20 protein-coding genes and 1 pseudogene are annotated in these 22,493 nt (G+C 61.6%); 14 read left to right on the top strand and 7 right to left on the bottom strand.

Going from position 1 to position 22,493, the window contains the following annotated elements:
• Nucleotides 1-20: 20 nt before the first annotated feature.
• Nucleotides 21-887, bottom strand: a complete 867-nt coding sequence (locus BA011_RS19360) for an endonuclease/exonuclease/phosphatase family protein (protein WP_065281641.1) — start codon at nt 885-887, stop codon at nt 21-23.
• Between the two features lie 84 nt (nt 888-971).
• On the opposite strand from BA011_RS19360, the gene obgE reads away from it, so the two are divergent.
• From obgE to modC, 7 genes and pseudogenes are all read left to right on the top strand, one after another.
• Nucleotides 972-2,060, top strand: coding sequence for a GTPase ObgE (gene obgE, locus BA011_RS19365; protein ID WP_065281642.1), 1,089 nt, complete (start codon nt 972-974; stop codon nt 2,058-2,060).
• On the top strand, nt 2,047-3,216 hold the full coding sequence (gene proB, locus BA011_RS19370) for a glutamate 5-kinase (protein WP_065281643.1): 1,170 nt from the start codon (nt 2,047-2,049) through the stop codon (nt 3,214-3,216). Before obgE ends, proB begins: the two co-directional genes overlap by 14 nt.
• Nucleotides 3,209-4,492 (top strand): glutamate-5-semialdehyde dehydrogenase, encoded by a 1,284-nt coding sequence (locus BA011_RS19375; protein WP_065281644.1) that lies wholly within the window; start codon nt 3,209-3,211, stop codon nt 4,490-4,492. The genes proB and BA011_RS19375 overlap by 8 nt, the downstream gene beginning before the upstream one ends.
• Entirely contained in the window at nt 4,467-5,129 is a 663-nt protein-coding gene (locus BA011_RS19380) for a nicotinate-nucleotide adenylyltransferase (RefSeq protein ID WP_065281645.1), read from the top strand. Before BA011_RS19375 ends, BA011_RS19380 begins: the two co-directional genes overlap by 26 nt.
• 527 nt (nt 5,130-5,656) lie before the next feature.
• Nucleotides 5,657-6,448: a molybdate ABC transporter substrate-binding protein gene (gene modA, locus BA011_RS19385; protein WP_065281646.1), complete on the top strand. Its 792-nt coding sequence runs from the start codon at nt 5,657-5,659 to the stop codon at nt 6,446-6,448.
• 263 nt (nt 6,449-6,711) lie between these two features.
• A pseudogene (gene modB, locus BA011_RS19390) lies at nt 6,712-7,412 on the top strand (molybdate ABC transporter permease subunit).
• Nucleotides 7,409-8,476 (top strand): molybdenum ABC transporter ATP-binding protein, encoded by a 1,068-nt coding sequence (modC, locus tag BA011_RS19395; protein ID WP_065281647.1) that lies wholly within the window; start codon nt 7,409-7,411, stop codon nt 8,474-8,476. Before modB ends, modC begins: the two are co-directional and overlap by 4 nt.
• Here modC and BA011_RS19400 read toward each other — a convergent pair whose 3' ends face one another.
• Nucleotides 8,477-8,854: a winged helix-turn-helix domain-containing protein gene (locus BA011_RS19400; protein ID WP_062939935.1), complete on the bottom strand. Its 378-nt coding sequence runs from the start codon at nt 8,852-8,854 to the stop codon at nt 8,477-8,479. It abuts the gene before it with no gap.
• A gap of 210 nt (nt 8,855-9,064) precedes the next feature.
• On the opposite strand from BA011_RS19400, the gene rsfS reads away from it, so the two are divergent.
• The 6 genes from rsfS (at nt 9,065) to BA011_RS19430 (ending at nt 14,841) form a co-directional block, all read left to right on the top strand.
• On the top strand, nt 9,065-9,508 hold the full coding sequence (rsfS, locus tag BA011_RS19405) for a ribosome silencing factor (protein WP_032984631.1): 444 nt from the start codon (nt 9,065-9,067) through the stop codon (nt 9,506-9,508).
• A gap of 117 nt (nt 9,509-9,625) precedes the next feature.
• Nucleotides 9,626-10,108 (top strand): 23S rRNA (pseudouridine(1915)-N(3))-methyltransferase RlmH, encoded by a 483-nt coding sequence (rlmH, locus tag BA011_RS19410; RefSeq protein ID WP_027668015.1) that lies wholly within the window; start codon nt 9,626-9,628, stop codon nt 10,106-10,108.
• A 172-nt stretch (nt 10,109-10,280) separates the two neighbouring features.
• On the top strand, nt 10,281-11,684 hold the full coding sequence (locus tag BA011_RS19415; RefSeq protein ID WP_065281648.1) for a murein hydrolase activator EnvC family protein: 1,404 nt from the start codon (nt 10,281-10,283) through the stop codon (nt 11,682-11,684).
• Nucleotides 11,674-12,996, top strand: a complete 1,323-nt coding sequence (locus tag BA011_RS19420) for a S41 family peptidase (RefSeq protein ID WP_065281649.1) — start codon at nt 11,674-11,676, stop codon at nt 12,994-12,996. Before BA011_RS19415 ends, BA011_RS19420 begins: the two co-directional genes overlap by 11 nt.
• A 77-nt stretch (nt 12,997-13,073) precedes the next feature.
• Nucleotides 13,074-14,270 (top strand): divergent polysaccharide deacetylase family protein, encoded by a 1,197-nt coding sequence (locus BA011_RS19425; RefSeq protein ID WP_065281650.1) that lies wholly within the window; start codon nt 13,074-13,076, stop codon nt 14,268-14,270.
• A gap of 37 nt (nt 14,271-14,307) precedes the next feature.
• The gene (locus tag BA011_RS19430) at nt 14,308-14,841 is read left to right on the top strand and encodes an RNA pyrophosphohydrolase (protein ID WP_065281651.1); all 534 of its coding nucleotides are present in this window, start codon (nt 14,308-14,310) and stop codon (nt 14,839-14,841) included.
• Between the two features lie 166 nt (nt 14,842-15,007).
• Here BA011_RS19430 and bfr read toward each other — a convergent pair whose 3' ends face one another.
• The 5 genes from bfr to BA011_RS45150 all read right to left on the bottom strand — a co-directional run bounded on the left by bfr (nt 15,008) and on the right by BA011_RS45150 (nt 21,843).
• Nucleotides 15,008-15,493, bottom strand: a complete 486-nt coding sequence (bfr, locus tag BA011_RS19435; protein ID WP_003543950.1) for a bacterioferritin — start codon at nt 15,491-15,493, stop codon at nt 15,008-15,010.
• The gene (locus BA011_RS45145) at nt 15,459-15,857 is read right to left on the bottom strand and encodes a (2Fe-2S)-binding protein (RefSeq protein WP_017962586.1); all 399 of its coding nucleotides are present in this window, start codon (nt 15,855-15,857) and stop codon (nt 15,459-15,461) included. The genes bfr and BA011_RS45145 overlap by 35 nt, the downstream gene beginning before the upstream one ends.
• Before the next feature lie 124 nt (nt 15,858-15,981).
• Nucleotides 15,982-19,446 (bottom strand): error-prone DNA polymerase, encoded by a 3,465-nt coding sequence (locus BA011_RS19445; RefSeq protein ID WP_065281653.1) that lies wholly within the window; start codon nt 19,444-19,446, stop codon nt 15,982-15,984.
• Nucleotides 19,443-20,858 carry a Y-family DNA polymerase gene (locus tag BA011_RS19450; RefSeq protein WP_065281654.1) on the bottom strand — a complete coding sequence of 472 codons (1,416 nt, stop codon included), beginning with the start codon at nt 20,856-20,858 and terminating at the stop codon, nt 19,443-19,445. The genes BA011_RS19445 and BA011_RS19450 overlap by 4 nt, the downstream gene beginning before the upstream one ends.
• 40 nt (nt 20,859-20,898) lie before the next feature.
• A complete protein-coding gene (locus tag BA011_RS45150; RefSeq protein ID WP_065281655.1) occupies nt 20,899-21,843 on the bottom strand; it encodes an ImuA family protein in 945 nt (314 codons plus the stop codon).
• A gap of 161 nt (nt 21,844-22,004) precedes the next feature.
• Between BA011_RS45150 and BA011_RS19460 the strand changes: the two genes are divergently transcribed.
• A complete protein-coding gene (locus tag BA011_RS19460) occupies nt 22,005-22,442 on the top strand; it encodes a metallopeptidase family protein (RefSeq protein WP_003543974.1) in 438 nt (145 codons plus the stop codon).
• Nucleotides 22,443-22,493: the final 51 nt, after the last annotated feature.

The raw sequence follows: 22,493 nt of genomic DNA on the forward strand, positions 1-22,493 counted from the left end.
CCGCACCGGCGGCGTCTCCTTCAATCGCCGATCTCGACCCATACGGGGAAATGATCGGAACCGACGGATTGCGTATCGATCCGGGCGGATTTCAACCGGCTCTGCAGGCCGCAACTGACGAAGCAATAATCGAGATGCATGCGTTTGCCGCGATCTTCGGGATCCATCCAGCTGTAGCTCTCCGGCGAGTAAGCCTCCAGCGCCGCAAAGGCGTCGACCGGCGTGCCGATCCTCGCCACACGGCCGTAATATCCGCCGCCAGCCCCGGCAAGCGCGCAATATTCCGGCGATTCCGGCTCCATGTTGAAATCGCCCATGATCACGTAATCCTCCGGCAGCGGCGGCTCCGGCAGATCGAATTCACCACCCCCCGTCAGCGACCCACCCTCCTGGACGAAGGCATTGATACGCGCGTTCAAGAATTGCAGTTGGCGGATGCGCTCGTCGGCAGAGACATGGTCGAGATGGACGGAGTAGACGCGGATCGCACCGCCGGGTGCTGCGATCACCGCCTCGGTTGCGCCGCGCTGCAGGTTGATCTTGCCGATCGTCCGGCTGCGCGGCAGAAGCAGCGTCCGGGTCGAGAGGATCGGCCAGCGCGACAGCACCATGTTGCCGAACTGGAATCGCGTGCCGCTCGCCGGCTGCAGCCCGTCTTCATCAGCTTCGACATGCATGTCGCAGGCTGGCCCATACACCCAGAAATAGTCGGGAAAGAAGGCTGCAATATCGGCCACCATGTCGGCAAAACCGTTGCGGGAGAAGCCGCGGGTCACCTCCTGCAGCGCAATGACATCGCCTCCCTCGAGGCTCCGGGCAATGCGCGCCAGATCGTATCTGCCGTCGAGACCGAAGCCGTACTGTATGTTATAGCTCGCAAAATTCACGATAATCTTTGACCTCCGTCGGAACCGCCTATATCGAATGGGCCAAGACGGGCCGTCCAACTGCCACTGAATATTGGAAGTAAAATGAAATTTCTCGACGAAGCAAAGGTCTATATCAAGTCCGGGGACGGCGGCGGCGGCAGCGTTTCCTTCCGACGCGAGAAATTCATCGAGTTCGGCGGCCCCGATGGCGGCGACGGCGGACGCGGCGGCGACGTCTGGGTCGAGGCCGTCAACGGCCTCAACACGCTGATCGATTTTCGCTTTCAGCAGCATTTCAAGGCGACGATCGGCACCCATGGCATGGGCCGGAACCGCACCGGCGCCAACGGAAGCGACGTGACGCTGAAGGTTCCGGTCGGCACCCAGATCTTCGAGGAAGACCAGGAAACGCTGATCTGCGACCTGACTGTCGAAGGCCAGCGTTACTGTCTTGCCCATGGCGGCAATGGCGGCTTCGGCAACGCCCATTTCAAAACCTCGACCAACCAGGCGCCGGATTGGGCCAATCCCGGCCTGCCCGGCGAGGAAAAGACCATCTGGCTGCGCCTGAAGCTGATCGCCGATGCCGGCCTCGTCGGCATGCCGAATGCCGGCAAGTCGACCTTCCTGGCATCAGTCACCCGTGCACGGCCGAAAATCGCCAACTATCCCTTCACCACGCTGCATCCCAATCTCGGCGTCGCCACCATCGACGAGCGCGAATTCATCCTGGCCGACATTCCGGGCTTGATCGAAGGCGCCCATGAAGGTGTCGGCATCGGCGACCGTTTCCTCGGCCATGTCGAGCGCACCCGCGTGCTGCTCCACCTCATCTCCGCCCAGGAGGAAAAGGTCGGCAAGGCCTATAAGACGGTCAAGCACGAGCTCGAAGCCTACGGAAACGAGCTGACCGACAAGGCGGAGATTGTGGCGCTGTCGCAGATCGACGTGCTCGACGATGCCGAACTGAAGAAGAAGACCAAGGAATTGGCCAAGGCCTGCGGCAAGACGCCATTCCAGATTTCGGCCGTCACCGGCAAGGGCATGACCGAGGTGCTGCGTGCGCTACGCGACATCATCGTCGAAGCCAATACCGAGGAGAAGCCCGCCAAGGTGCCGAAGCTGCGTCATCGCGACATGGTCGTCACCGATGAGGGCGAGGACAAGGGCGAGGACGATGACCAGCCGTAAGCCGCTTGGCCGCTACCGCCGCATCGTCATCAAGATCGGATCCGCGCTTCTGGTTGACCGCAAGGCCGGGCTGAAGAAAGCCTGGCTCGACGCCATGTGCGCCGATATCTCGGGCCTGAAGGCCAAGGGCATCGACGTGCTCGTCGTCTCCTCGGGCGCAATCGCGCTCGGCCGCTCGGTGCTCGACCTGCCGTCAGGTGCGCTGAAGCTTGAGGAAAGCCAGGCGGCCGCCGCCGTCGGCCAGATTGCGCTGGCGCGCGCCTGGTCGGAAAGCCTGTCGCGCGACGAGATCGTCGCCGGCCAGATCCTGCTGACGCTCGGCGACACCGAGGAACGCCGCCGCTATCTCAATGCGCGCGCCACCATCAATCAGCTTTTGAAGATCGGCGCCGTGCCGATCATCAACGAGAACGACACGGTCGCCACCAGCGAGATCCGCTATGGCGACAACGACCGGCTGGCCGCCCGCGTCGCGACGATGACCGGCGCCGATCTGCTCATTCTTCTCTCCGATATCGACGGCCTCTACACCGCGCCGCCCCATCTCGATCCGAACGCGACGTTCCTCGAGACAATTGCTGAAATCACCCCCGAGATCGAGGCAATGGCCGGAGGCGCGGCCTCCGAGCTTTCGCGTGGCGGCATGCGCACCAAGATCGATGCCGGCAAGATTGCGACGGCATCAGGCTGCGCCATGATCATCGCCTCCGGCAAGACCGACAATCCTCTGTCGGCAATCGAAAGCGGCGCGCGTTCCTCCTGGTTCGCGCCGTCGGGCACACCCGTTACCGCCCGCAAGACCTGGATTGCCGGGCAGCTGCAGCCGGCCGGCGAACTGCATGTCGACGACGGCGCCGTCGTCGCCCTCGGGGCCGGCAAGAGCCTGCTTCCCGCCGGCGTGCGCAGCGTTTCCGGCCTCTTCAGCCGCGGCGACACGGTGGCGATCATCGGCCCGGCCGGCCGTGAGATCGCCCGCGGTCTGGTAAGCTACGATGCCGACGACGCCCGTCGGATCGCCGGCCGCAAGTCGGCCGAGATCGAGGCCATTCTCGGTTATGCCGGGCGCGCCGCCATGGTCCATCGCGACGACATGGTGATGACCGCGCAGATCGGTTCGAAATCGGAAAGGCAGAAGAAGGACGCGAGCTATGCTTGATACCGTTGCGCCAGGCCCTGACATTGACGTGCTGATGAACGACATCGGCCGCAAGGCAAAGGCTGCCGCACGACCGCTGGGCTTTGCGTCCACCGAGGCTAAGAACAGCGCGTTGAACGCCATGGCCGATGCGATCCTGGCGGACAAAGCGCATATTCTTGCCGAGAACGCCAAGGACCTGAAGGATATCGAAGGCACCGAGATGCTCGCTTCCTTCGTCGACCGGCTGACGCTGAACGACAAGCGCATCGCCGAAATGGCTGCGGGAATCCGCGCCATCGCCGCCCTTGCCGATCCGGTCGGCGAAGTCATCGCTGCCTGGGACCGGCCGAACGGGCTGAAGATCGAGCGCGTCCGCACGCCGCTCGGCGTCATCGGCGTGATCTTCGAAAGCCGGCCGAACGTGACCGCGGATGCCGGCGCCCTCTGCCTCAAGGCGGGCAATGCCGTTATCCTGCGTTGCGGCTCGGATTCGCGCCGTTCATCGCAGGCTATCCATGCCTGCCTGGTCGAGGGCCTGAAGGCAGCGGGACTTCCAGAGCATGCTATCCAGCTCGTGCCGGTCACCGACCGCGCCGCCGTCGGCGCCATGCTGCGGGGCCTCGACGGCGCGATCGACGTCATCGTGCCGCGCGGCGGCAAGAGCCTGGTTGCCCGCGTGCAGAGCGAGGCTCGTGTGCCGGTTTTTGCCCATCTCGAAGGCCTTTGCCATATCTATGTCGATGCTTCGGCCGATATCGAAATGGCCAAGAAGATCATCGTCAACGCCAAGATGCGCCGCACCGGCATCTGCGGGGCGGCCGAAACCCTGCTCGTCGATGGCGCCGCGATCGGCACGCATCTGACGCCGCTGCTTGAGGTTCTGACCGAGGCCGGCTGCGAGATCCGTGCTTCGGCAACGGTGCTGAAAGTCGCACCCGGCATGAAGCCCGCGACCGAGGAGGACTGGTCGACGGAATATCTCGACGCGATCATCTCGGTTGCCGTCGTCGACGGCATATCGGGCGCCATCGCCCATATCCAGACATATTCCTCCAACCATACCGAGGCTGTTATCGCAGAGGACCCTGCCGTCGTCGCGCGTTTCTTCACCGAAGTCGATTCAGCGATCCTCCTGCACAATGCCTCGACGCAGTTTGCCGATGGCGGCGAGTTCGGCATGGGTGCGGAAATCGGTATTGCCACCGGCAAGATGCATGCCCGTGGCCCCGTCGGCGTCGAACAGCTCACCTCTTTCAAATATCGGGTGCATGGTGCCGGACAGACGCGGCCCTGACGTGACGACCGAGAATGTGGACCGCCACTATCTTCGCATGCCGCACAGCGAGCGCGGCATGGTCGTCGGACTGTTCGGCGGTTCGTTCAATCCGCCGCATCAGGGCCACGCGCTCGTCGCTGAAATCGCCCTCAAGCGGCTTGGCCTCGACCAGCTCTGGTGGATGGTCACCCCGGGCAATCCGCTGAAGAGCCGCAACCAGCTCGCTCCACTTGCCGAGCGCATTGCCGAAAGCGAGCGTGTTGCAGCCGATCCGCGCGTCAAGGTCACCGCCTTCGAACAGACGCTCGGCACCAGCTACACCGCCAACACGCTTGCCCGGGTCAAGGCGCGCAATCCGCATGTGTATTTCATCTGGATCATGGGCGCAGACAGCCTGCAGACCTTTCACAAATGGCAGAAATGGCAGGAGATTGCCCGCACGTTTCCGATCGCGGTGATCGACCGGCCGGGCGCGACGCTGTCCTTCCTCTCCTCGAAAATGGCCAGGACCTTCGATTTCGCCCGTGTCGACGAGGATGATGCCCGTATTCTCTGGAAGAAACGTGCCCCGGCCTGGACCTTCATCCACGGACCGCGCTCCGGCCTGAGCTCGACGGCAATCCGCAACGGCTCGTCGCCGGGCGGCGTCGAATAGAGCGCCGCGCGCACCGCAAGACGCATACGCCAGCCTGATTTCAGGAGATCCCGAAAACGAGAAAGCCCGACGGGGGAGGAGATCCGTCGGGCTTATAAACTCGATCGACAACTGGGAGGAGGAGTGTTGTCGACCCTATCGAACGGCTATGGGAGGAGGAGAAGCCGTGTCGATGAGTGTGTTATAGCATATTTCGCAGGAAGATGAATACCGATTGGTGCATTGCAGCAATGCATTGCCTGCAACCCTATACAGCCTTCCGGCTTTGGCATTGCCGTTTTTCTTGGCAGAAATCGGCGGAGCATGCTGTGCCGCCGGGCGCCCTTGCGGTTTGCCAACCTGTCGCTCGGGTATTTTCACCTATGGATCTCACGCTGCGGTTCAAGCCATGCACTTCAACAATGCGTAACTATAGGATCGTTGCGAACACCGCGGTTCAGTACGGTTATATTTTCTTGGATATATCCCTAGCCAAGACGCCTCGGCCGTTATATTCGTCGCAATATTTCGAACTCGGGCAATGAATCATGCAGAACAGCCGCCGATGGATGAAACTGGCAACCGCCGCAATCGCAGTCCTCTGGCTTGGCGCAGCAGCGCTCCCGGCGCCTGCCGCCGCAACTGAAAAACTTACCGTCTTTGCGGCGGCGAGCCTCAAGGATGCGCTCGACGCCGCCAATGCCGCCTGGGCGAAGGAAAGCGGCAAGAACGCCGTCGTATCCTATGCGGCGAGCGGCGCGCTGGCCAGACAGATCGAAAACGCCGCACCCGCCGATATCTTCATCTCCGCCGACCTCGACTGGATGGATTATCTCGCCACGAAAAACCTTATCAAGGCCGATACCCGTTTCAACCTGGTCGGCAACCACATCGTGCTCGTTGCCGAAAAGGCCAAGGCAAAGCCGGTCGAGATCAAGCAAGGCTTCGATCTCGCCGGGCTTTTGGGTGACGGCAAGCTTGCCATGGGCGAGCCGAAATCGGTTCCGGCCGGCAAATACGGCATGGCCGCACTCGAAAAGCTCGGCGTCTGGAAATCGGTCGAAACCAAGGTCGCCGGCGCCGAAAGCGTGCGCGCTGCCCTTGCCCTCGTTTCGCGCGGCGAAGCGCCTTATGGCATCGTCTACCAGACGGATGCGGCAGCCGATAAGGGTGTCGCCGTCGTCGGCACCTTCCCCCCCGATTCCCATCCGCCGATCATCTATCCAATCGCAATTCTTGCCGAGAGCGAGAACCCGGATGCGACAGCCTATCTCGACTTCCTGAAATCCGACAAGGCAGCCGCCTTCTTCACGGCGCAGGGTTTCACCACACTGAAATGATCGAGGCTTGAAATGATTGCGGATTTGCACGTCAGGGCCTGACTTGAGGCTCAACATCGCGATGCGTCAGTCTGCTGACGAGGACCGCTAACTACTCTATCGTCATGCTCGGGCTTGTCCCGAGCATCTGCATCCGGTCGATTTTTGGATAGGCAGCAGATCCTCGGCACAGGGCCGAGGACGACGCTGAGTAAAGAGCGAGATTTGTCAACAAACGGCTTGTATGTGCGAGCCTTCATTTTTGAGAGGAATAGAAGCGCTTGTTGGACGCTCTGGGCTTGAGCAATGAGGAATGGACGGCGATCCTGCTCAGCCTGCGCGTCTCGATCGTCGCCATGCTGGCAAGCCTGCCCTTCGGCATCCTTGTCGCCCTGCTGCTTGCCCGCGGCCGGTTCTGGGGCAAGTCGGTGCTGAACGGCGTCGTTCACCTGCCGCTGGTCCTGCCCCGGTGGTCACCGGTTTCCTTCTCCTCATCCTGTTTGGCCGCCGCGGTCCGATCGGCAGCCTGCTCGACCAGTATTTCGGCATCGTCTTGTCTTTCCGCTGGACGGGTGCTGCACTGGCCTGCGCCATCATGGCCTTCCCGCTGATGGTGCGCAGCATCCGCCTGTCGATCGAGGCGGTCGACCGCAAGCTGGAAGAGGCGGCCGGAACGCTCGGCGCCGGCCCTGTCTGGGTTTTCCTGACGATCACCCTGCCGCTGACCCTGCCCGGCATCATCGCCGGCATGATTCTCTCTTTTGCCAAGGCGATGGGCGAATTCGGCGCGACGATCACCTTCGTCTCCAACATTCCCGGCGAAACCCAGACGTTGTCGGCGGCGATCTACACCTTCACCCAGGTGCCGGGCGGCGATGCCGGTGCGCTCCGCCTAACCCTCGTCGCCGTCGTTATTTCCATGGCCGCCCTGCTCGCCTCCGAATTCCTCGCCCGTCTCGCCGGCCGGAGGATCGATCCGGAATGACGCTGATCGTCGAGGCAAAACAGAGGCTCGGCGCCTTTTCGCTCGATGCCGCCTTCACCTCCGAGCGGGGCGTCACCGCGCTGTTCGGCCGTTCCGGCTCCGGCAAGACCTCGATGATCCGCATCATTGCCGGCCTTGCCCGCCCGGACGAAGGCCGCGTCATCCTCGACGGCGAGCCCCTGACCGAAACGGAAACCGGTACCTTCGTCCCGAAACATCGCCGCCGTTTCGGTTATGTCTTCCAGGAGGCCCGGCTTTTCCCCCATCTCAGCGTTCGCGCCAATCTGTTCTACGGCCGATGGTTCGCGGCGAGAACAGCGCGCGGCGAGAGCTTCGACCACATCGTCGACCTGCTCGGCATCGAGACACTGCTGGAGCGCAGCCCCGCGAAACTTTCCGGCGGCGAGAAGCAGCGCGTCGCCATCGGCCGCGCGCTTCTCTCCTCCCCTCGCCTGCTGTTGATGGACGAGCCGCTCGCCGCCCTCGATGATGCCCGTAAGGCCGAGATTTTGCCTTATCTCGAGCGACTGCGCGACGAAACCGACATACCGATCGTCTATGTCAGCCACTCGATCGCCGAGGTGGCGCGGCTGGCAAACCAGGTCGTCGTCATGCGCGACGGCAAGGTGGAAGCGACGGGCCCCGCCGTCGATATATTGAGCCGCCCCTCCACCGCCTCCGACCGGCGCGAGGCAGGCGCACTGCTGGAAGGCACGGTGGAAAGCTTCGATGCGCGGCACCATCTATCGACGGTCGCGCTGAAATCCTGTCAGCTCCATATTCCGGGAGCCGCCCTTGCGCCCGGCAAATCGGTCCGCATTCGCATTCCCTCCCGCGATGTCATGCTGGCGACCGCAAGGCCCGAGGGGCTCAGCGCGCTGAATATCCTGGAAGCAAGGATAGAAGGGATGTCCTCGGCCGAGGACGGAACGGTGGAAATCCGGCTCGATTGCGGCGGCGATAGCATTCTTTCCCGGATCACGACCCTCTCCTGCGAGCGACTGGATCTTCGGCCGGGAAAGGCGGTCTTCGCCGTCATCAAGACAGTGGCCCTGGAGGCCTGATCAGCTGCGCTCGCCCTGCTGCAGGTTGCGCTTGGCCTCGAGCCAGGCGAGATCTTCGGCAAGGCTCGTGCGCATCGTGCTTTCCATCCGGCGGAAACGCCCGAGCAATTCCTCGCCGAACGGCGTCAGCGCCGCGCCGCCGCCCTTCTGCCCGCCGCGCTGCGATTCCACCACCTGTTCGTTGAACATCCGGTTCATCTCGCTGACCAGCAGCCATGCCCGCCGGTAGGACATGTCCATTGCCCGCCCGGCCGCCGAGATCGATCCGGTCTGGCGGATATGCTCCAGCAGTTCCATCTTGCCATGGCCGAGGCGATCCTCATCCGGGAAGCTGATTCGCAGGACGGGCACGAGTGTTTTTGCGGCTGAGTCGGTCATTGAATCTGGAGATCGTGAAATTTGCCGCACTTTACGCTGCGGCATGGAAACTGTACACCGCCCGCACGAGGCCGCCCCGAGCAGCCAAATACTTCAATTCGAACGGCAGATCGGATTTTCGGCCGTTCTGTACCTTAGCATGTCTTGAAACATTAATGGTTTGATGCCTATCTTAACCATGATCCGGTCTCGATCGGATCTGTGTTGTGCATAGTTTGTCATTCCAGGAAAGGGAAAGCACTGACAACAGTACACGCCAAGGGAAAAACGCTCGCCGTTATCCCGAAGAGTGCGGAACGTGGCGCCGATGCCGCCGCCCGTGCCCTAGAAACCGTCCTCGCCAGCCTCGAGGACTCCAAAGCTGAAGATATCGTCACCATCGACATTGCCGGAAAATCGGCGCTGGGAGATTACATGATTGTCGTCTCCGGCCGCTCGAACAGGCATGTCATGGCGATCTCGGATCACCTGCTCACCGACCTTAAGGACGACGGCCTCGGTACGGCCCGCGTCGAGGGTCAGGAAGGCGGCGATTGGGTCCTGATCGACACCGGTGACATTATCGTGCATGTGTTCCGTCCCGAAATCCGCGAGTTTTACAACATCGAAAAGATGTGGGCGGCTCCGGATATGGATGAAGAAACACGGCACTGACAGGCAAGCCGGCATTCTGTCCGGCGCCTGAGACGTGGCATTGGCTGGCCGGCAAACAGATAAGCCGGCCGGTGGCGCAGTGTGCGCCCGATGTGCCGCATGAGCGGGAGCGGATGAATGCGAATAGGTCTTTTTACGGTGGGACGGCTGAAGTCCGGCCCGGAAAAGGATCTTGCCGCCCGTTATTTCGACCGTTTTGCCAAGGCCGGCCCTGCCGTCGGCCTCGAATTGACCCGCGTTGCCGAAGTTGCCGAAAGCCGGGCCTCCAACGCGGAGACCCGCAAGCGTGAAGAGGCGGCGATGCTTCTGAAATCGCTTGGCGATGGCAGCATCCTCATTCTTCTCGATGAACGCGGCAAGGCGCTCGACAGCGAAGCCTTCGCGAACCTGCTCGGCTCCTATCGCGACCAAGGCAAACGCGAGCTGACCATCGCGATCGGCGGTGCCGATGGCCTCGATCCCTCGCTTTACGACCGTGCCGACGCGACGCTGTGCCTGGGCAAGATGACCTGGCCGCACCAGCTCGTGCGCACGCTGATCGCCGAGCAGCTCTATCGTGCCGTTACCATCCTGTCCGGTCACCCCTATCACCGCGTCTGATGCCGCATCGGCCTGATGTGACGGCAATCGCAATGTCACGCAGCCGTGTTTTGCTAGGCAGCCGGTTCTCCTTCAAACTTTCTGGCAAAGCGTACCAAATCAGCTTAGTCTCCGCGCGATATGAGAAAGTGCCCCAACACGCATGACGAGAGCATCCACCAGGCGACACCGCATGATCCTGCCGGCTATCGCGGCCGGCGTCGGTGTGGCGGTGGTTGTCATGTTGGCAAATCCGTTCATCGTCCGGGCGCAGGATGCCGCGCCCGAGGCGGCACAACCTGCGCCGCAGCGGGTAGCCGAGCCCGCGCCGCCGCCCGATCCGGCGGCAGAACTTGCCGCCAAGCGTGATCAGACCCGTGCCGAACTCGAAACTCTGTCGAAAACGATCAGCCTCTCCACCGACAAGGTGAGCGCGCTTCAGCAGAGCATCGCCGATCTCGAAAAGAGCACGGAAAGCATCCGCCAGGCACTCATCGATTCCGCTGCCCGCCGCAAGGCGCTCGAAAAGCAGATCCTCGAAAGCGAGAAGAAGCTTGCCGATCTCGGCGTCAAGGAGGACGGCATCCGCCGCTCCCTGCACGACCGCCGCGGCCTGCTGGCCGAGGTACTGGCAGCGCTCCAGCGCATGGGCCGCAACCCGCCGCCCGCTTTGCTCGTCACCCCCGATGACGCGCTTGGCTCCGTGCGCAGCGCCATTCTGCTCGGCGCCGTCGTGCCCGGCATCCGCAAGGAGACCGACAAGCTTGCCGCAGACCTCGCAAGCCTCGCCGCATTGCAGACCGCAAGTGCTGCCGAGAAAACCTCGCTGACAGCGACCATGACCAATGGCATCGAGGAAGAGCGGCGCATGGACCTGTTGCTTGCCGAAAACGACAAGCTCAGCCGCAGCAACGCCGCCGAACTCGGGGCCGAACGGAAACGCTCGGAGGAACTGGCGGGCAAGGCGACGAGCCTTGAAGGCCTGGTCGCATCGATGGAATCCGAGATCGCTTCGGTGCGCGACGCCGCCGCTGCCGCCCGCCAGGCGGAGGAGAACCGCAAGCTGCTGACGGACGAGCAGCGCGCCCAGGCCAAGGCGCTTGCCGACAGCGGCGTGCCCGATAAAAACCGCATTGCGCCCGCATATCCCTTCGGAGAATTGAAGGCGAAATTGGAGGTGCCCGTTACGGGCGATATCCTGCGCCAGTTCGGCGATGCCGACGGCACCGGGCACGAGGCCATGGGAATGACGGTCGCCACCAATCCAGAGACAGTGGTGACGGCGCCTGCGGATGGTCTGGTGGTTTTCGCCGGCGCATTTCGCAGTTACGGCCAGATGATCATCCTCGACGCGGGCGATGGATACCACCTGGTTCTCTCGGGAATGGATACGATCAATACCCGTCAGGGAAAATTCGTTTTCTCCGGCGAGCCGCTTGCCGTGATGGGCGCGAAAAGAGTGGCAAGCGCAACTGCATTGGCGCTGGAAACGAACCGGCCAACGCTTTACATTGAATTTCGAAAGGACGGTAAACCGGTCGATTCCCGGCCGTGGTGGACCGCCAAAGACACTGGAAAGGCACGCAATGATTCGTAGGGCTTCTCTTGTTCTGGTCGGCGCATTGATGGGTGCGACCGCAATGAGCGTCATTTACTCGGCGGGTGTGCCGGCAGAAGCGGCCGGATCCTCGACCTACAAGGAACTTTCGGTTTTCGGAGATGTCTTCGAGCGTGTGCGTGCGCAATATGTGACGCCGCCTGCGGAAGACAAGCTGATCGAGAACGCCATCAACGGCATGCTCTCCTCGCTCGATCCGCATTCGAGCTACATGAATGCGAAGGACGCCGAGGATATGCGCACCCAGACCAAGGGTGAGTTCGGCGGCCTCGGCATCGAAGTTACGATGGAAGACGAACTCGTCAAGGTCATCACCCCGATCGACGATACGCCTGCCGCCAAGGCCGGCGTTCTCGCTGGCGACTACATCTCCGAGATCGACGGCCAGTCCGTGCGCGGCCTGAAGCTGGAAGATGCAGTCGAGAAGATGCGCGGTGCCGTCAACACGCCGATCAAGCTGACGCTAATCCGCAAGGGTGCCGACAAGCCGATCGAGCTGACGATCGTCCGTGACGTCGTCGCCGTCCAGGCAGTCAAGTCGCGTGTCGAGGATGATGTCGGTTATCTCCGCATCATCTCCTTCACCGAGAAGACCTATCCCGACATGGAAAAGGCGATCAAGAAGATCAAGGACACCGTTCCGGCCGACAAGCTGAAGGGTTATGTTCTCGACCTGCGCCTCAATCCGGGCGGTCTGCTCGACCAGGCGATCAACGTCTCCGATGCCCTGCTGCAGCGCGGCGAAGTCGTTTCGACCCGCGGCCGCAATCCCGATGAAACCCGCCGCTTCAATGCCGGCCCGGGCGACCTGACGGATGGCAAGCCGGTGATCGTGCTGATCAACGGCGGGTCGGCTTCCGCATCGGAAATCGTCGCCGGCGCTCTTCAGGATCTGCGCCGTGCCACCGTTCTCGGCACGCGCTCCTTCGGCAAGGGCTCCGTCCAGACGATCATTCCGCTTGGCGAAAACGGCGCGCTGCGCCTGACCACGGCGCTCTACTACACGCCGTCGGGCCGCTCGATCCAGGGCACCGGCATCGCCCCCGACATCAAGGTCGAGGAGCCGCTGCCGGAGGAACTGCAAGGCAAGATGGTGACCGAAGGCGAATCCAGCCTGCGCGGCCACATCAAGGGCCAGAGCGAGACGGACGAAGGTTCGGGCTCCGTTGCCTACGTCCCGCCGGACCCGAAGGACGACGTTCAGCTGAACTACGCGCTCGACCTTCTGCGCGGCAAGAAGACCGATCCGGCCTTCCCGCCGAACCCGGACAAGGCCGTCGTCGCCAAGTAATCGATCAGCTCAAGGCCGGGCACCTCGCCCGGCCTTGAGCCTTTCTGCTGTTTCCCGGTTTTGGAGCGGGCAAAAAATTGGGAACGGACCTGCATGCGCCTTTGGGCCGCAACCGCAAAACCGGCCGCCGGCGCCCAGGTGTCCTGCGTCTCGGCCGGATCGCCGCCAGTCTCTGCCTTTTTGCGATAGGCGGCTTTTCCCTCTATACGGCATTTCGCGGCGACGGGCTCGAACGCACCAAACCGCCGGCGGGCGAACAAGCCGCAACACCCCCTGCCAATACCCCTCAGCCGCCGACGGCCACCACGGGCCAAGCGGCAGACGGTATGCCCCGCGCCGACCCGCGCTCGGGCGCCAATGTCGAGCAGATGGTCACCGGCGACGGCTCGGTCGTCACCAAATACAGCCCTCGCCCGCGCGACGGCGGCGGGCCGGTGCTGGTCGACGCCATGCAGATCGGCCAGGATCCGCGCATGGCAGCCCAACCCAATGAAGCACTGCTCGAAGAGACACCTTTTGGCAGGCTGCCGATTATCGGCCCCGATGGCCGGCGGCCGATGGATCAATATGCGCGTCCCTCGTCTGGCGCGCGTGGCGTCCGCATCGCCATTGTCGTCAGCGGCCTCGGGCTCAGCCAGACCGGAACGCAGCGCGCCATCGCGGAATTGCCGGAAGAGATCACCTTCGCTTTTGCCGCAAGCGGCAACAGCCTTCAGCGCTGGATGCAGGAAGCCCGCCGCGGCGGTCACGAGATCCTTCTCCAAGTGCCGCTCGAACCTTTTGATTACCCGGCGAACGATCCAGGCCCCGAAACGCTGCTGACCACGAAACCGGCCGCCCGCAACCTCGAGAACCTGCACAAGGCGATGGGCGAGATCACCAACTATACCGGCGTCATGAATTATCTCGGCGGCCGTTTCCTCTCTGATCCCGCCGCCATGGAACCTGTCATGCGCGACATTGGCAAGCGCGGGCTGCTGTTTCTCGACGACGGCACATCGGCGCAGTCGAAGACGGCGGCGATCGCCAAGGGAACCGAACTGCCCTATGCCTTCGCCGACCTGCAGCTCGACGGCCAGCTCGATGTCAACGCCGTCCTGAAGAAGCTCGACGAGCTCGAGCGCATCGCCCGCAAGAACGGCCAGGCGATCGGCGTCGCCTCGGCTTTCGATGAGAGCGTTGACGCCATCGCCAAATGGAGCGAGGAGGCCGCGATGCGCGGCATCGAGATCGTCGGCGTTGCCGCCCTTTCCAACGACCCCAAGAATCCTTGAGAGTATCCTTGAGAAGAATCCCGGAACGGAGAAGAAGATGAGCCAGGCGACCGTGAAAGCCGAGGATCTGCCCTACCGCCCCTGCGTCGGCGTGATGATCCTGAACCGCGATGGCCTCGTCTGGGCGGGAAGACGCATCTCCGACGGCAATTCCGAATATGACGGCTCGCCACAGCTCTGGCAGATGCCGCAGGGCGGCATCGACAAGGGCGAGGATCCATTGGACGCCGCCTACCGCGAGCTTTACGAGGAGACCGGCATCAAGACGGTGACCCTGCTTGCCGAAGCGAGAGACTGGATCAACTATGATCTGCCGCCGGCACTGATCGGCATCGGGCTGAAGGGGAAATTCCGCGGCCAGACGCAGCGCTGGTTCGCCTTCCGCTTCGACGGCGACGACAGCGAGATCGCCATCAATCCGCCGCCTGGCGGCCACGAGCCGGAATTCGATGCCTGGGAATGGAAGCCGATGCAGCAACTGCCGGGGCTGATCGTCCCCTTCAAGCGCGCCGTCTACGAGCAGGTGGTGGCCGAGTTCCAGCATCTAGCAGCACTACATTCGGAAGACTGATCGATACAGCGTGATCGCGATTGATCAGTTCCATTTAATTTCAGCAGGGAAATAAGGCGCACCGGTTTCAATCCGGTTTGATGCAGCCGATCGCGGTGGCTGGCAGCTGATAATTCGATAGATAACACCGGCCGCCGCCATAGGCGGCCGGCATCCCGTTCGAATATTATTCGGCTTCGTTGGCGGAATCGGCGTTAAGCTGGCCGTATTTGCTCTCGCCGATTTTCTCGAGCAGGTCGATCTGTGTTTCGAGGAAGTCGATATGACCTTCCTCGTCCGCCAGCAGCTCCTCGAAAAGTTTCATGGAAACGTAATCGCCGGCGTCATGACAGATATCGCGCGACTTTTTGTAGGCCGCGCGGGCGTCGTACTCGCCAGCAAGATCGGCTTCCAGAACTTCCTTGACGTTCTGGCCGATGCGAAGAGGTGCAAGGGTCTGCAGATTGGGATGGCCTTCGAGGAAGATGATGCGTGCAACAAGCCGGTCGGCATGGTGCATCTCTTCGATGGATTCGGCGCGCTCCTTCTTGGCGAGCTTGGTGTAACCCCAGTCCTCAAGAAGACGATAATGAACCCAGTATTGGTTGACCGCACCGAGTTCGAGGAACAACGCCTCGTTAAGCCGCTCGATGACCTTTTTGTCGCCTTTCAATGTCCGCTCTCCTGTTTTCCTCATGGAATTGTTTCAAGCGGGACATGAAATCAAATATTTCGGCCTCCGTCGAGTGGCGACGGGCGTGATATTCCTCGGTTGTCTGGATAATGAGGTCGACGACGTTGGGGAAACAGCCGCAGCAGCGGCCGCGTTTTTCCATAGCGTGGTAGACTTTCGCAGGCACGATAAGCTGCCAACAGTCTTCATCGAGAAGGTTGGTGATAACCTCCCGGATTTCTTTATCGGTTATGTAATTGCAGCTGCAGACAAGCACGTCTTCATTCCAAACATGACACTGACTATCGTGTTTTCTGCTAAAGAAGATGGTGGCTGTCAAGAAAAAATTCGAGCCCCGCATCATTGAATAGCGGTGTCCGGTGAGGCCTTCATGCATATCGTCCGGGATTATGCAGCGGTTTCAGTGTGATGACAACCATAAAGGCAATTGAAGCGCGCCGCATGGTCTTGATCGATGCGATGCATTTTTAATGAAAGTTGCGTCCGCGCGGCATCACCTGAGCCGTTTCTGCCGCGCCCGCATGGCGGCCCGAGGCAACCACCCGTTTTTCCAGCTCGGCCCTCTCCTGCGCATTTACAAGCTTTTTCTGCCGCTGATCAGCACCCGGCCTCAGCACCTCGTCTGCCCGCTCGCAGACGCCGAAACGCCGGGCCTCGCGTTGCAGGATACCGAGCGCCGGCGTCATGTCCTCGATATGCTCGACGACGGTATGGATCACCCCGCTCTGGCTTTGCAGCCTGCCGCGGATTTTCACCAGCCGGGCGCCCATCACGACCGAGCGGTATTTGTCGAACATTTTCGACCAGACAATCACATTGGCCACGCCGGTCTCGTCTTCCAGCGTCATGAAGATCACACCTTTGGCCGAACCCGGCCGCTGGCGCACCAGCACGAGGCCCGCGATCGTCACCCTCTTTCCGTTCGCGACCTTCAACAGATCGACATTGCGTGTCACACCGGCCTTGCGCAATTCCTCGCGCAGGAAGGACAGGGGGTGCGCCTTCAGCGACAAAGAGAGATAACGGTAATCCTCGATGACCTGCTCTCCGGGCAGCATTTCCGGCAGCTTTGCTGCAGGCTCGATCTGGAGGTCGACATGACGGACCTGCTCGAAAAGCGGCAGCTCCTCGGCAGCACTCTTCACATCCAGCGCCCGCACCGCCCAGAGCGCGTCGCGTCGCGATAGTTTGAGGGATTGGAATGCATCCGCATCCGCCAATCGCTCGATGACGGATTTCTGCAGACCCGACCGTAGCCAGAGATCGCGGACCGAGCTGTAGCCTTCGCCTCGATTGCTGACGAGCCGTTCCATATCGTCTGTCGAAAGGCCCTTGATCTGCCGGAAACCCAGCCGCACCGCATGGCGGGTCTTGATGATCTCGCGCATCTTCTCATGCCGGAAATCGATGGCATTCCGATCGAAGGCAGCTTCCTCCAGGCCGCAATCCCAGTTCGATTCATTGATATCGACCGGCAGGATCTTGACCCCGTGCTCGCGTGCATCCCGCACCAGTTGCGCCGGTGCATAAAACCCCATCGGCTGGGAATTCAGCATCGCCGCACAGAAAACGTCGGGATAATAGGCCTTGAGCCATGAGGAGGCATAGACGAGCAGCGCGAAGGAGGCGGCATGGCTTTCCGGGAAACCGTATTCGCCGAAGCCTTTGATCTGGTTGAAACACTGCTGCGCGAATTCCTGGGCATAGCCCTTTGAGACCATTCCTTCGATGAACCGCTTTTCGAAGTTACCGATCGTACCCGTTCTCTTGAATGTTGCCATCGCTCTGCGAAGCTTGTCGGCTTCCGCCGGCCTGAATCCTGCTGCGGTAATGGCGATCTGCATGGCCTGTTCCTGGAACAAGGGCACGCCGAGGGTTCTTTCCAGAACAGTTTCCAGCTCCTTGCTCGGATATTCGATCGGAATGTTCTTGGCCCGCTGCTCCCGGCGCTTCAAATAGGGATGCACCATGTCGCCCTGGATCGGACCCGGCCGCACGATCGCCACCTCGATGACGAGGTCGTAGAATCGCGTCGGCCGGAGACGCGGCAGCATGCTCATCTGCGCCCGGCTTTCGATCTGGAAGACCCCGAGCGTATCGGCCCTGCCCATCATCTCGTAAACCGGCTCGCCTTCGTTCCCATGTTCCTTATTGCCAAGGTCTGCGAGCGTCTTCTTCACATCGTAATGCAATTCAAGCAGCGAAAAAGCCTTTCGCAGACAGGTCAGCATGCCGAGTGCCAGCACATCCACCTTGAGGATCTTGACGTTGTCGAGGTCGTCCTTGTCCCACTCGATCATGTAGCGATCCGGCATCGCCGTCTTCATGATCGGCACCACCTCGTCGAGCCGATCCCGCGTGATGACGAAGCCGCCGACATGCTGGGTGAGGTGGCGCGGGAAGCCGAGAAGCTCGGAGGCATATTTCAGCACGTTCCGCGTCACCGGATCCTTGACGTCGAGGCCGGCCGCCTTGGCATCGCGTTCGGAAAGATTGTCCTCCGACCACCCCCAGACGAGACTGCTGATCGCCGACTGGACATCCTCCGACAGCCCGAAGGCCTTGGCGACCTCGCGGCCGGCCGAACGGGTGCGGTAGGTGGTCACCCCTGCCGTCAGTCCCGCATGTTCTCTTTTGTAGTTTTTGTAAATAAACTGGATGACCTCTTCACGCCGGTCATGCTCGAAATCGACATCGATATCCGGCGGTTCGTCGCGATCCATCGAAATGAAGCGGTCGAAGAGCAGTGTGCTCTTTTCGGGATCGACTTCCGTTATCTCGAGACAATAGCAGATGACCGAATTTGCCGCCGATCCGCGCCCCTGGCACAAGACCTTGAGTTCATAGCGGGCGTGCTGGATGATCCTGTGCACCGTCAGGAAATAGGAGGCATATTTCTTATCCCCAATGAGTTTCAGTTCATAATCGATCTGTTGCGCCACCTTGGGCGGGATACCCTCGGGATAGCGTCTTACCGCTCCCGCTCTCGTCAGCCTTTCGAGAGTCTCCTGCGGCGTTTCGCCGGGATCGTTTTCTGGCGGATAATTGTGCTCCAGTTCCTTCAGCGAAAAGGTCAAGCTGTCGAAAAATACCTGCGTGTTCTCGACCGCACCGGGATAGTCCCGGAAGATCCGGGCCATTTCACGTGAATCCTTGAGGTAGCGTTCGGCATTCGGCGCCAGCAGGAAACCGGCTTGCGCTATCTGTACATGCTCCCGGATCGCGATCACGACATCCGAAAGCGGCCGGCGTTCGGGATGATGGTAAAGCGGTTGGTTGGTGGCAATCAGCGGCACACGGTTTCGGGCAGCAAGCATGGCAAGCACCGCAAAGACCTGCCTGTCGCGGCCGTCATAGGCTGGCGCCAGCGCCATAAAAAAAGCCTTGCGGAAGCGTCTGCGAAACCGTTCCAGGTAATCTTCCAGCGTCGACTGAGCCGCCTGATGATCGACAAGGGTGCGATCGGGAACGAGGGCAAGCATCATTTCGTCCCCCCATTCCATGAGTTCCGCTTCCGTCAGAATGCAGCTTCCCTTGACCGCTTCCTCCTTCAGATTGCCGGCGCTCAGAAGGCGGCAGAGGTTTGCCCAGCCTCGCCGGTTTTGCGGATAGGCAAGGATATCAGGCGTTCCGTCGGAAAAGACGAGACGGGCGCCTGGTTGAACCCGGATAGGATCGAGGATGACCTCCATTTTTCCTTCCTTCTTCGCTTCGGCCAGAATCTCATCCCTGTTCTTGTATCTCTCCTCAAGTTGCTCCGCCTGCGCATGCGCCCGCACCACGCCAGCAACCGAATTCCGGTCCGCTATGCCGAGGCCGCCAAGCTTCAGATAAGCGGCCTGTACGACCATCTCTTCCGGGCCAGAGGCGCCTTCAAGAAACGAGAAATTCGTCCTTGTGCCGATCTCAAAGAATGCGCGCGTGGTTGTCATGCGAACACGCCATGCATGAACCAGCGAGGGTCAAGCTCCTGACCATAAAAGCCCCGCCGATAGATCCAGAAGCGATGTCCGGTCTCATCCTCGATGCGGAAATAGTCACGCGCCTCGGCGTCATCCCCATCGATCCACCACTCCATGGCAATCCGTTCCGGCCCTTCGCTTCTTGCCACCTGATGCTGCATCCGCCGCCAGCGGAAGATCTGCGGCGGACCATCGGGCACTTCGGCAAGTATGGTCTCGACGGGCTCCGGCGTTGCAAAGAGCCGTAGCGGGCGCTCTTCGCGGAAAGGAAGCTGGATGTCCTGCGCTGCCTTCCGCCTGGGAAGGCTCTCCATCACAGGAACCGTGATGACGGCGCGTTCCGGCACATGGCTCTCGCGGAGCTGAAAGCTTTGCAGGCAATCCGCACCAAGCCGGGCCGAGACCCGGTCGACGAAGGCCGAAAGCGAGATCTCTCCCTGCCGGTCGCCCTCGAAATCACCCTGCGTCTCGTTGAAGGGATCGTGCCGCAACACATTCAACCGCAGGATCTCGAAGCCATAGCCGGCATCGAGATCGTCATAGACCGCCTGCAATCTCTCGGAAAAAAGCCCGGCGATGAACTTTGGTTCGCGAAGCGGCTGCGAAGCGCCGACGGAGATACGAAAGACCCTGCCATCGACGCGGAACAGGACCAGTTCGAACACCCGCCCGCCAGCCCCCCGCACCTCCAGCGACGGCTGCAGCGATAAGGCGACCTGCCTGGTGACGGCAAGGATCTGCTCTTCCGTCCCGATGGGCTCGATCAGCCGGCTTTCGGCCGAAAGGCTGGCAACAGGACGCCGGGGCGAGACCGGCTCCTCTTCACGTCCCAGCGCCTGGTCGAGACGCAGAAGCAGTTCCGGGCCGAACCGGCGGGTCAGCGGCGCTCGCGGTGCATCGATAACGTCGCCGACATATTTCAGACCGAGCTTCTTCAGGGCATCGACGGTTTGTCCTTCCAGCCGCAAGGCTGCGACCGGCAAGGACATCAGCACATGTTCCGTCTCTTCGTCCTCGATCACGCCGCCTTGCCCGAAGCGGGACGCGGCCCAGGAAAGGCCGGGCGACGATGAGACCGCGCCGCGGGCATCGAACCCCATATGGAAAAGCCGCGACAGCACATCCCTAAGAAGCGCCTTTTCACCGCCGAAGAGATGGGCGCAGCCGCTAATGTCGAGAAACAGCCCGTCCTTGCCGTCGAACGCCACCAGCGGCGTATAACGGTCGCACCAGTCGGCAATTGCCTCCAGCAACCGGCGGTCGGCTGCCGGATCCTCTTCCGCGACCTCGAGCAGCGGGTACATGGCGCGCGCTTCGGCAACGCCCAGCTCCTTCTTCAACCCCAGCCTCTCGGCCAACTCGTCCAGTGCCGTCAGCCGCATGGCATTGTTGAGCTTGCCGGAACAGACGATAGGCGGCGTCTCAGGACGCCCTTTCGAACGCCAGGAGAGCCCCCATCGCCTGCGGGCGATGCGGTCCGTTGGCAGATGCGGGAAGCTGAGCGCCAGAATGCGCTGACTGTTCGCCTGGAGGACGAACGAGGTTTGGTTCGGCGACAGGGAAAAATTCGCGTTCATGGGGATTCCACTCCAGAAGAAAGGACAGAGCGGCCGGATTGCGGCTCTTCTCCAGCGTCAGACGAAAAATCGGATTGCCGATGCTGCCGGAAAGTTTCGATCCATCCGGCAACGGCCGCAGAGCGGACGGGGCCGGTTCGACATGCAGACGCAAGGACGCACTGCTTGCCTCCTCCGCCCCGGCCTGACGGACAAGAAAGAGCGGACGGCGGGCAGCATGCGCCCTGAGACTAAGCCTGCGGCTTTCGGTCAGGCCGAAATGGGCGGGATTGCCCCGTACTTCGAAGATGACGGCCGAGAAGGCAGCGCTTTCCACCGCGGCCTCCGCCAGCCAGAGCGCCTCGTCCAGCTTGCGCGGCGCGGCATGGAGAAACCGCTCCGGGCTTAGGCCGAAATCCCGAAGCCCGGGGGCATAGGGACGACCGGCCTCCAGCGTGCCGACGGCATCGCCGATCCAGAGCAACGGCAGAAGGCGGCCGGCATCCGCTTCCTGTTTTTGCAGCCGCGCGGCAACAGCCATCGCCAGCCCGCTTGCAGCACCGGCATCGCGAGACAGAGCGGAACGGAATTCGGTGATCGCATCGAGCGGCAGGCCGCCTTCCAGCGCCCCGTCGAGAACCTCCACCCCAAACGGCAGGGGCGGCAGCGTGCGCTCCTGGCGGGCCTTATGTCCTTCCGCCAAGGCTTCCCGTTCCGCTGCGGCAAGCGCCGGCGCGGGCCTTCCCTCCAGCCTGGCGATGGTTTCGCGGAGCGCAAAAAGCCGCTCGCGCGCCAGGGCGTGCTGCGCCATGGCGTTCTCCAATCCGTCTTGTTCCTGTTATGTTCTTATAGATTCCAGAGAGCTAATGAAGAGTCAACGGCCATTTTCTATGAAAATATTCCTGCCTTTGATTCCGCACTCGAAAATCGGCGATAAAGGTTCTATATGGGCCCCCAAAGGAAGGAATATTCATGGCCCGCATAGACCAGAGCGATGATTGGCGGGACCGCCATGCGCCGACGATCAGCGCCTTCGAGTCGCTGGCCATGGAGGCCTACAGCCATCTGCCGGATGAATTCCGCCAGCTGACGACCAACCTCACGATCGAGATCGAGGATTTCCCCGATGACGACGTTTTCGAGGACATGGCGCTGGAAACCCCTTTCGATCTGCTCGGCCTTTTCGAGGGCAGGGGCATTTCCGAACGTTTCACGGTGGAAACCGGCGAGATGCCGAACCGCATCCGCCTCTACCGCCGTCCCATTCTCGACTACTGGGCTGAGAACGACGAGACGCTCGGCGATATCATCACCCACGTCCTGATCCACGAGATCGGCCACCATTTCGGGCTGAGCGACGATGACATGGAGCGGATCGAGGCAAGCGCCGAGGAAGCCGCCGAGCGATAGAGCGCCGCGCGTCCAAGGACGCGCTAAGGACGTTCTATCACTTTCAATCAC

This window comes from Rhizobium leguminosarum, assembly GCF_001679785.1.
Classification (GTDB): domain Bacteria; phylum Pseudomonadota; class Alphaproteobacteria; order Rhizobiales; family Rhizobiaceae; genus Rhizobium; species Rhizobium leguminosarum_R.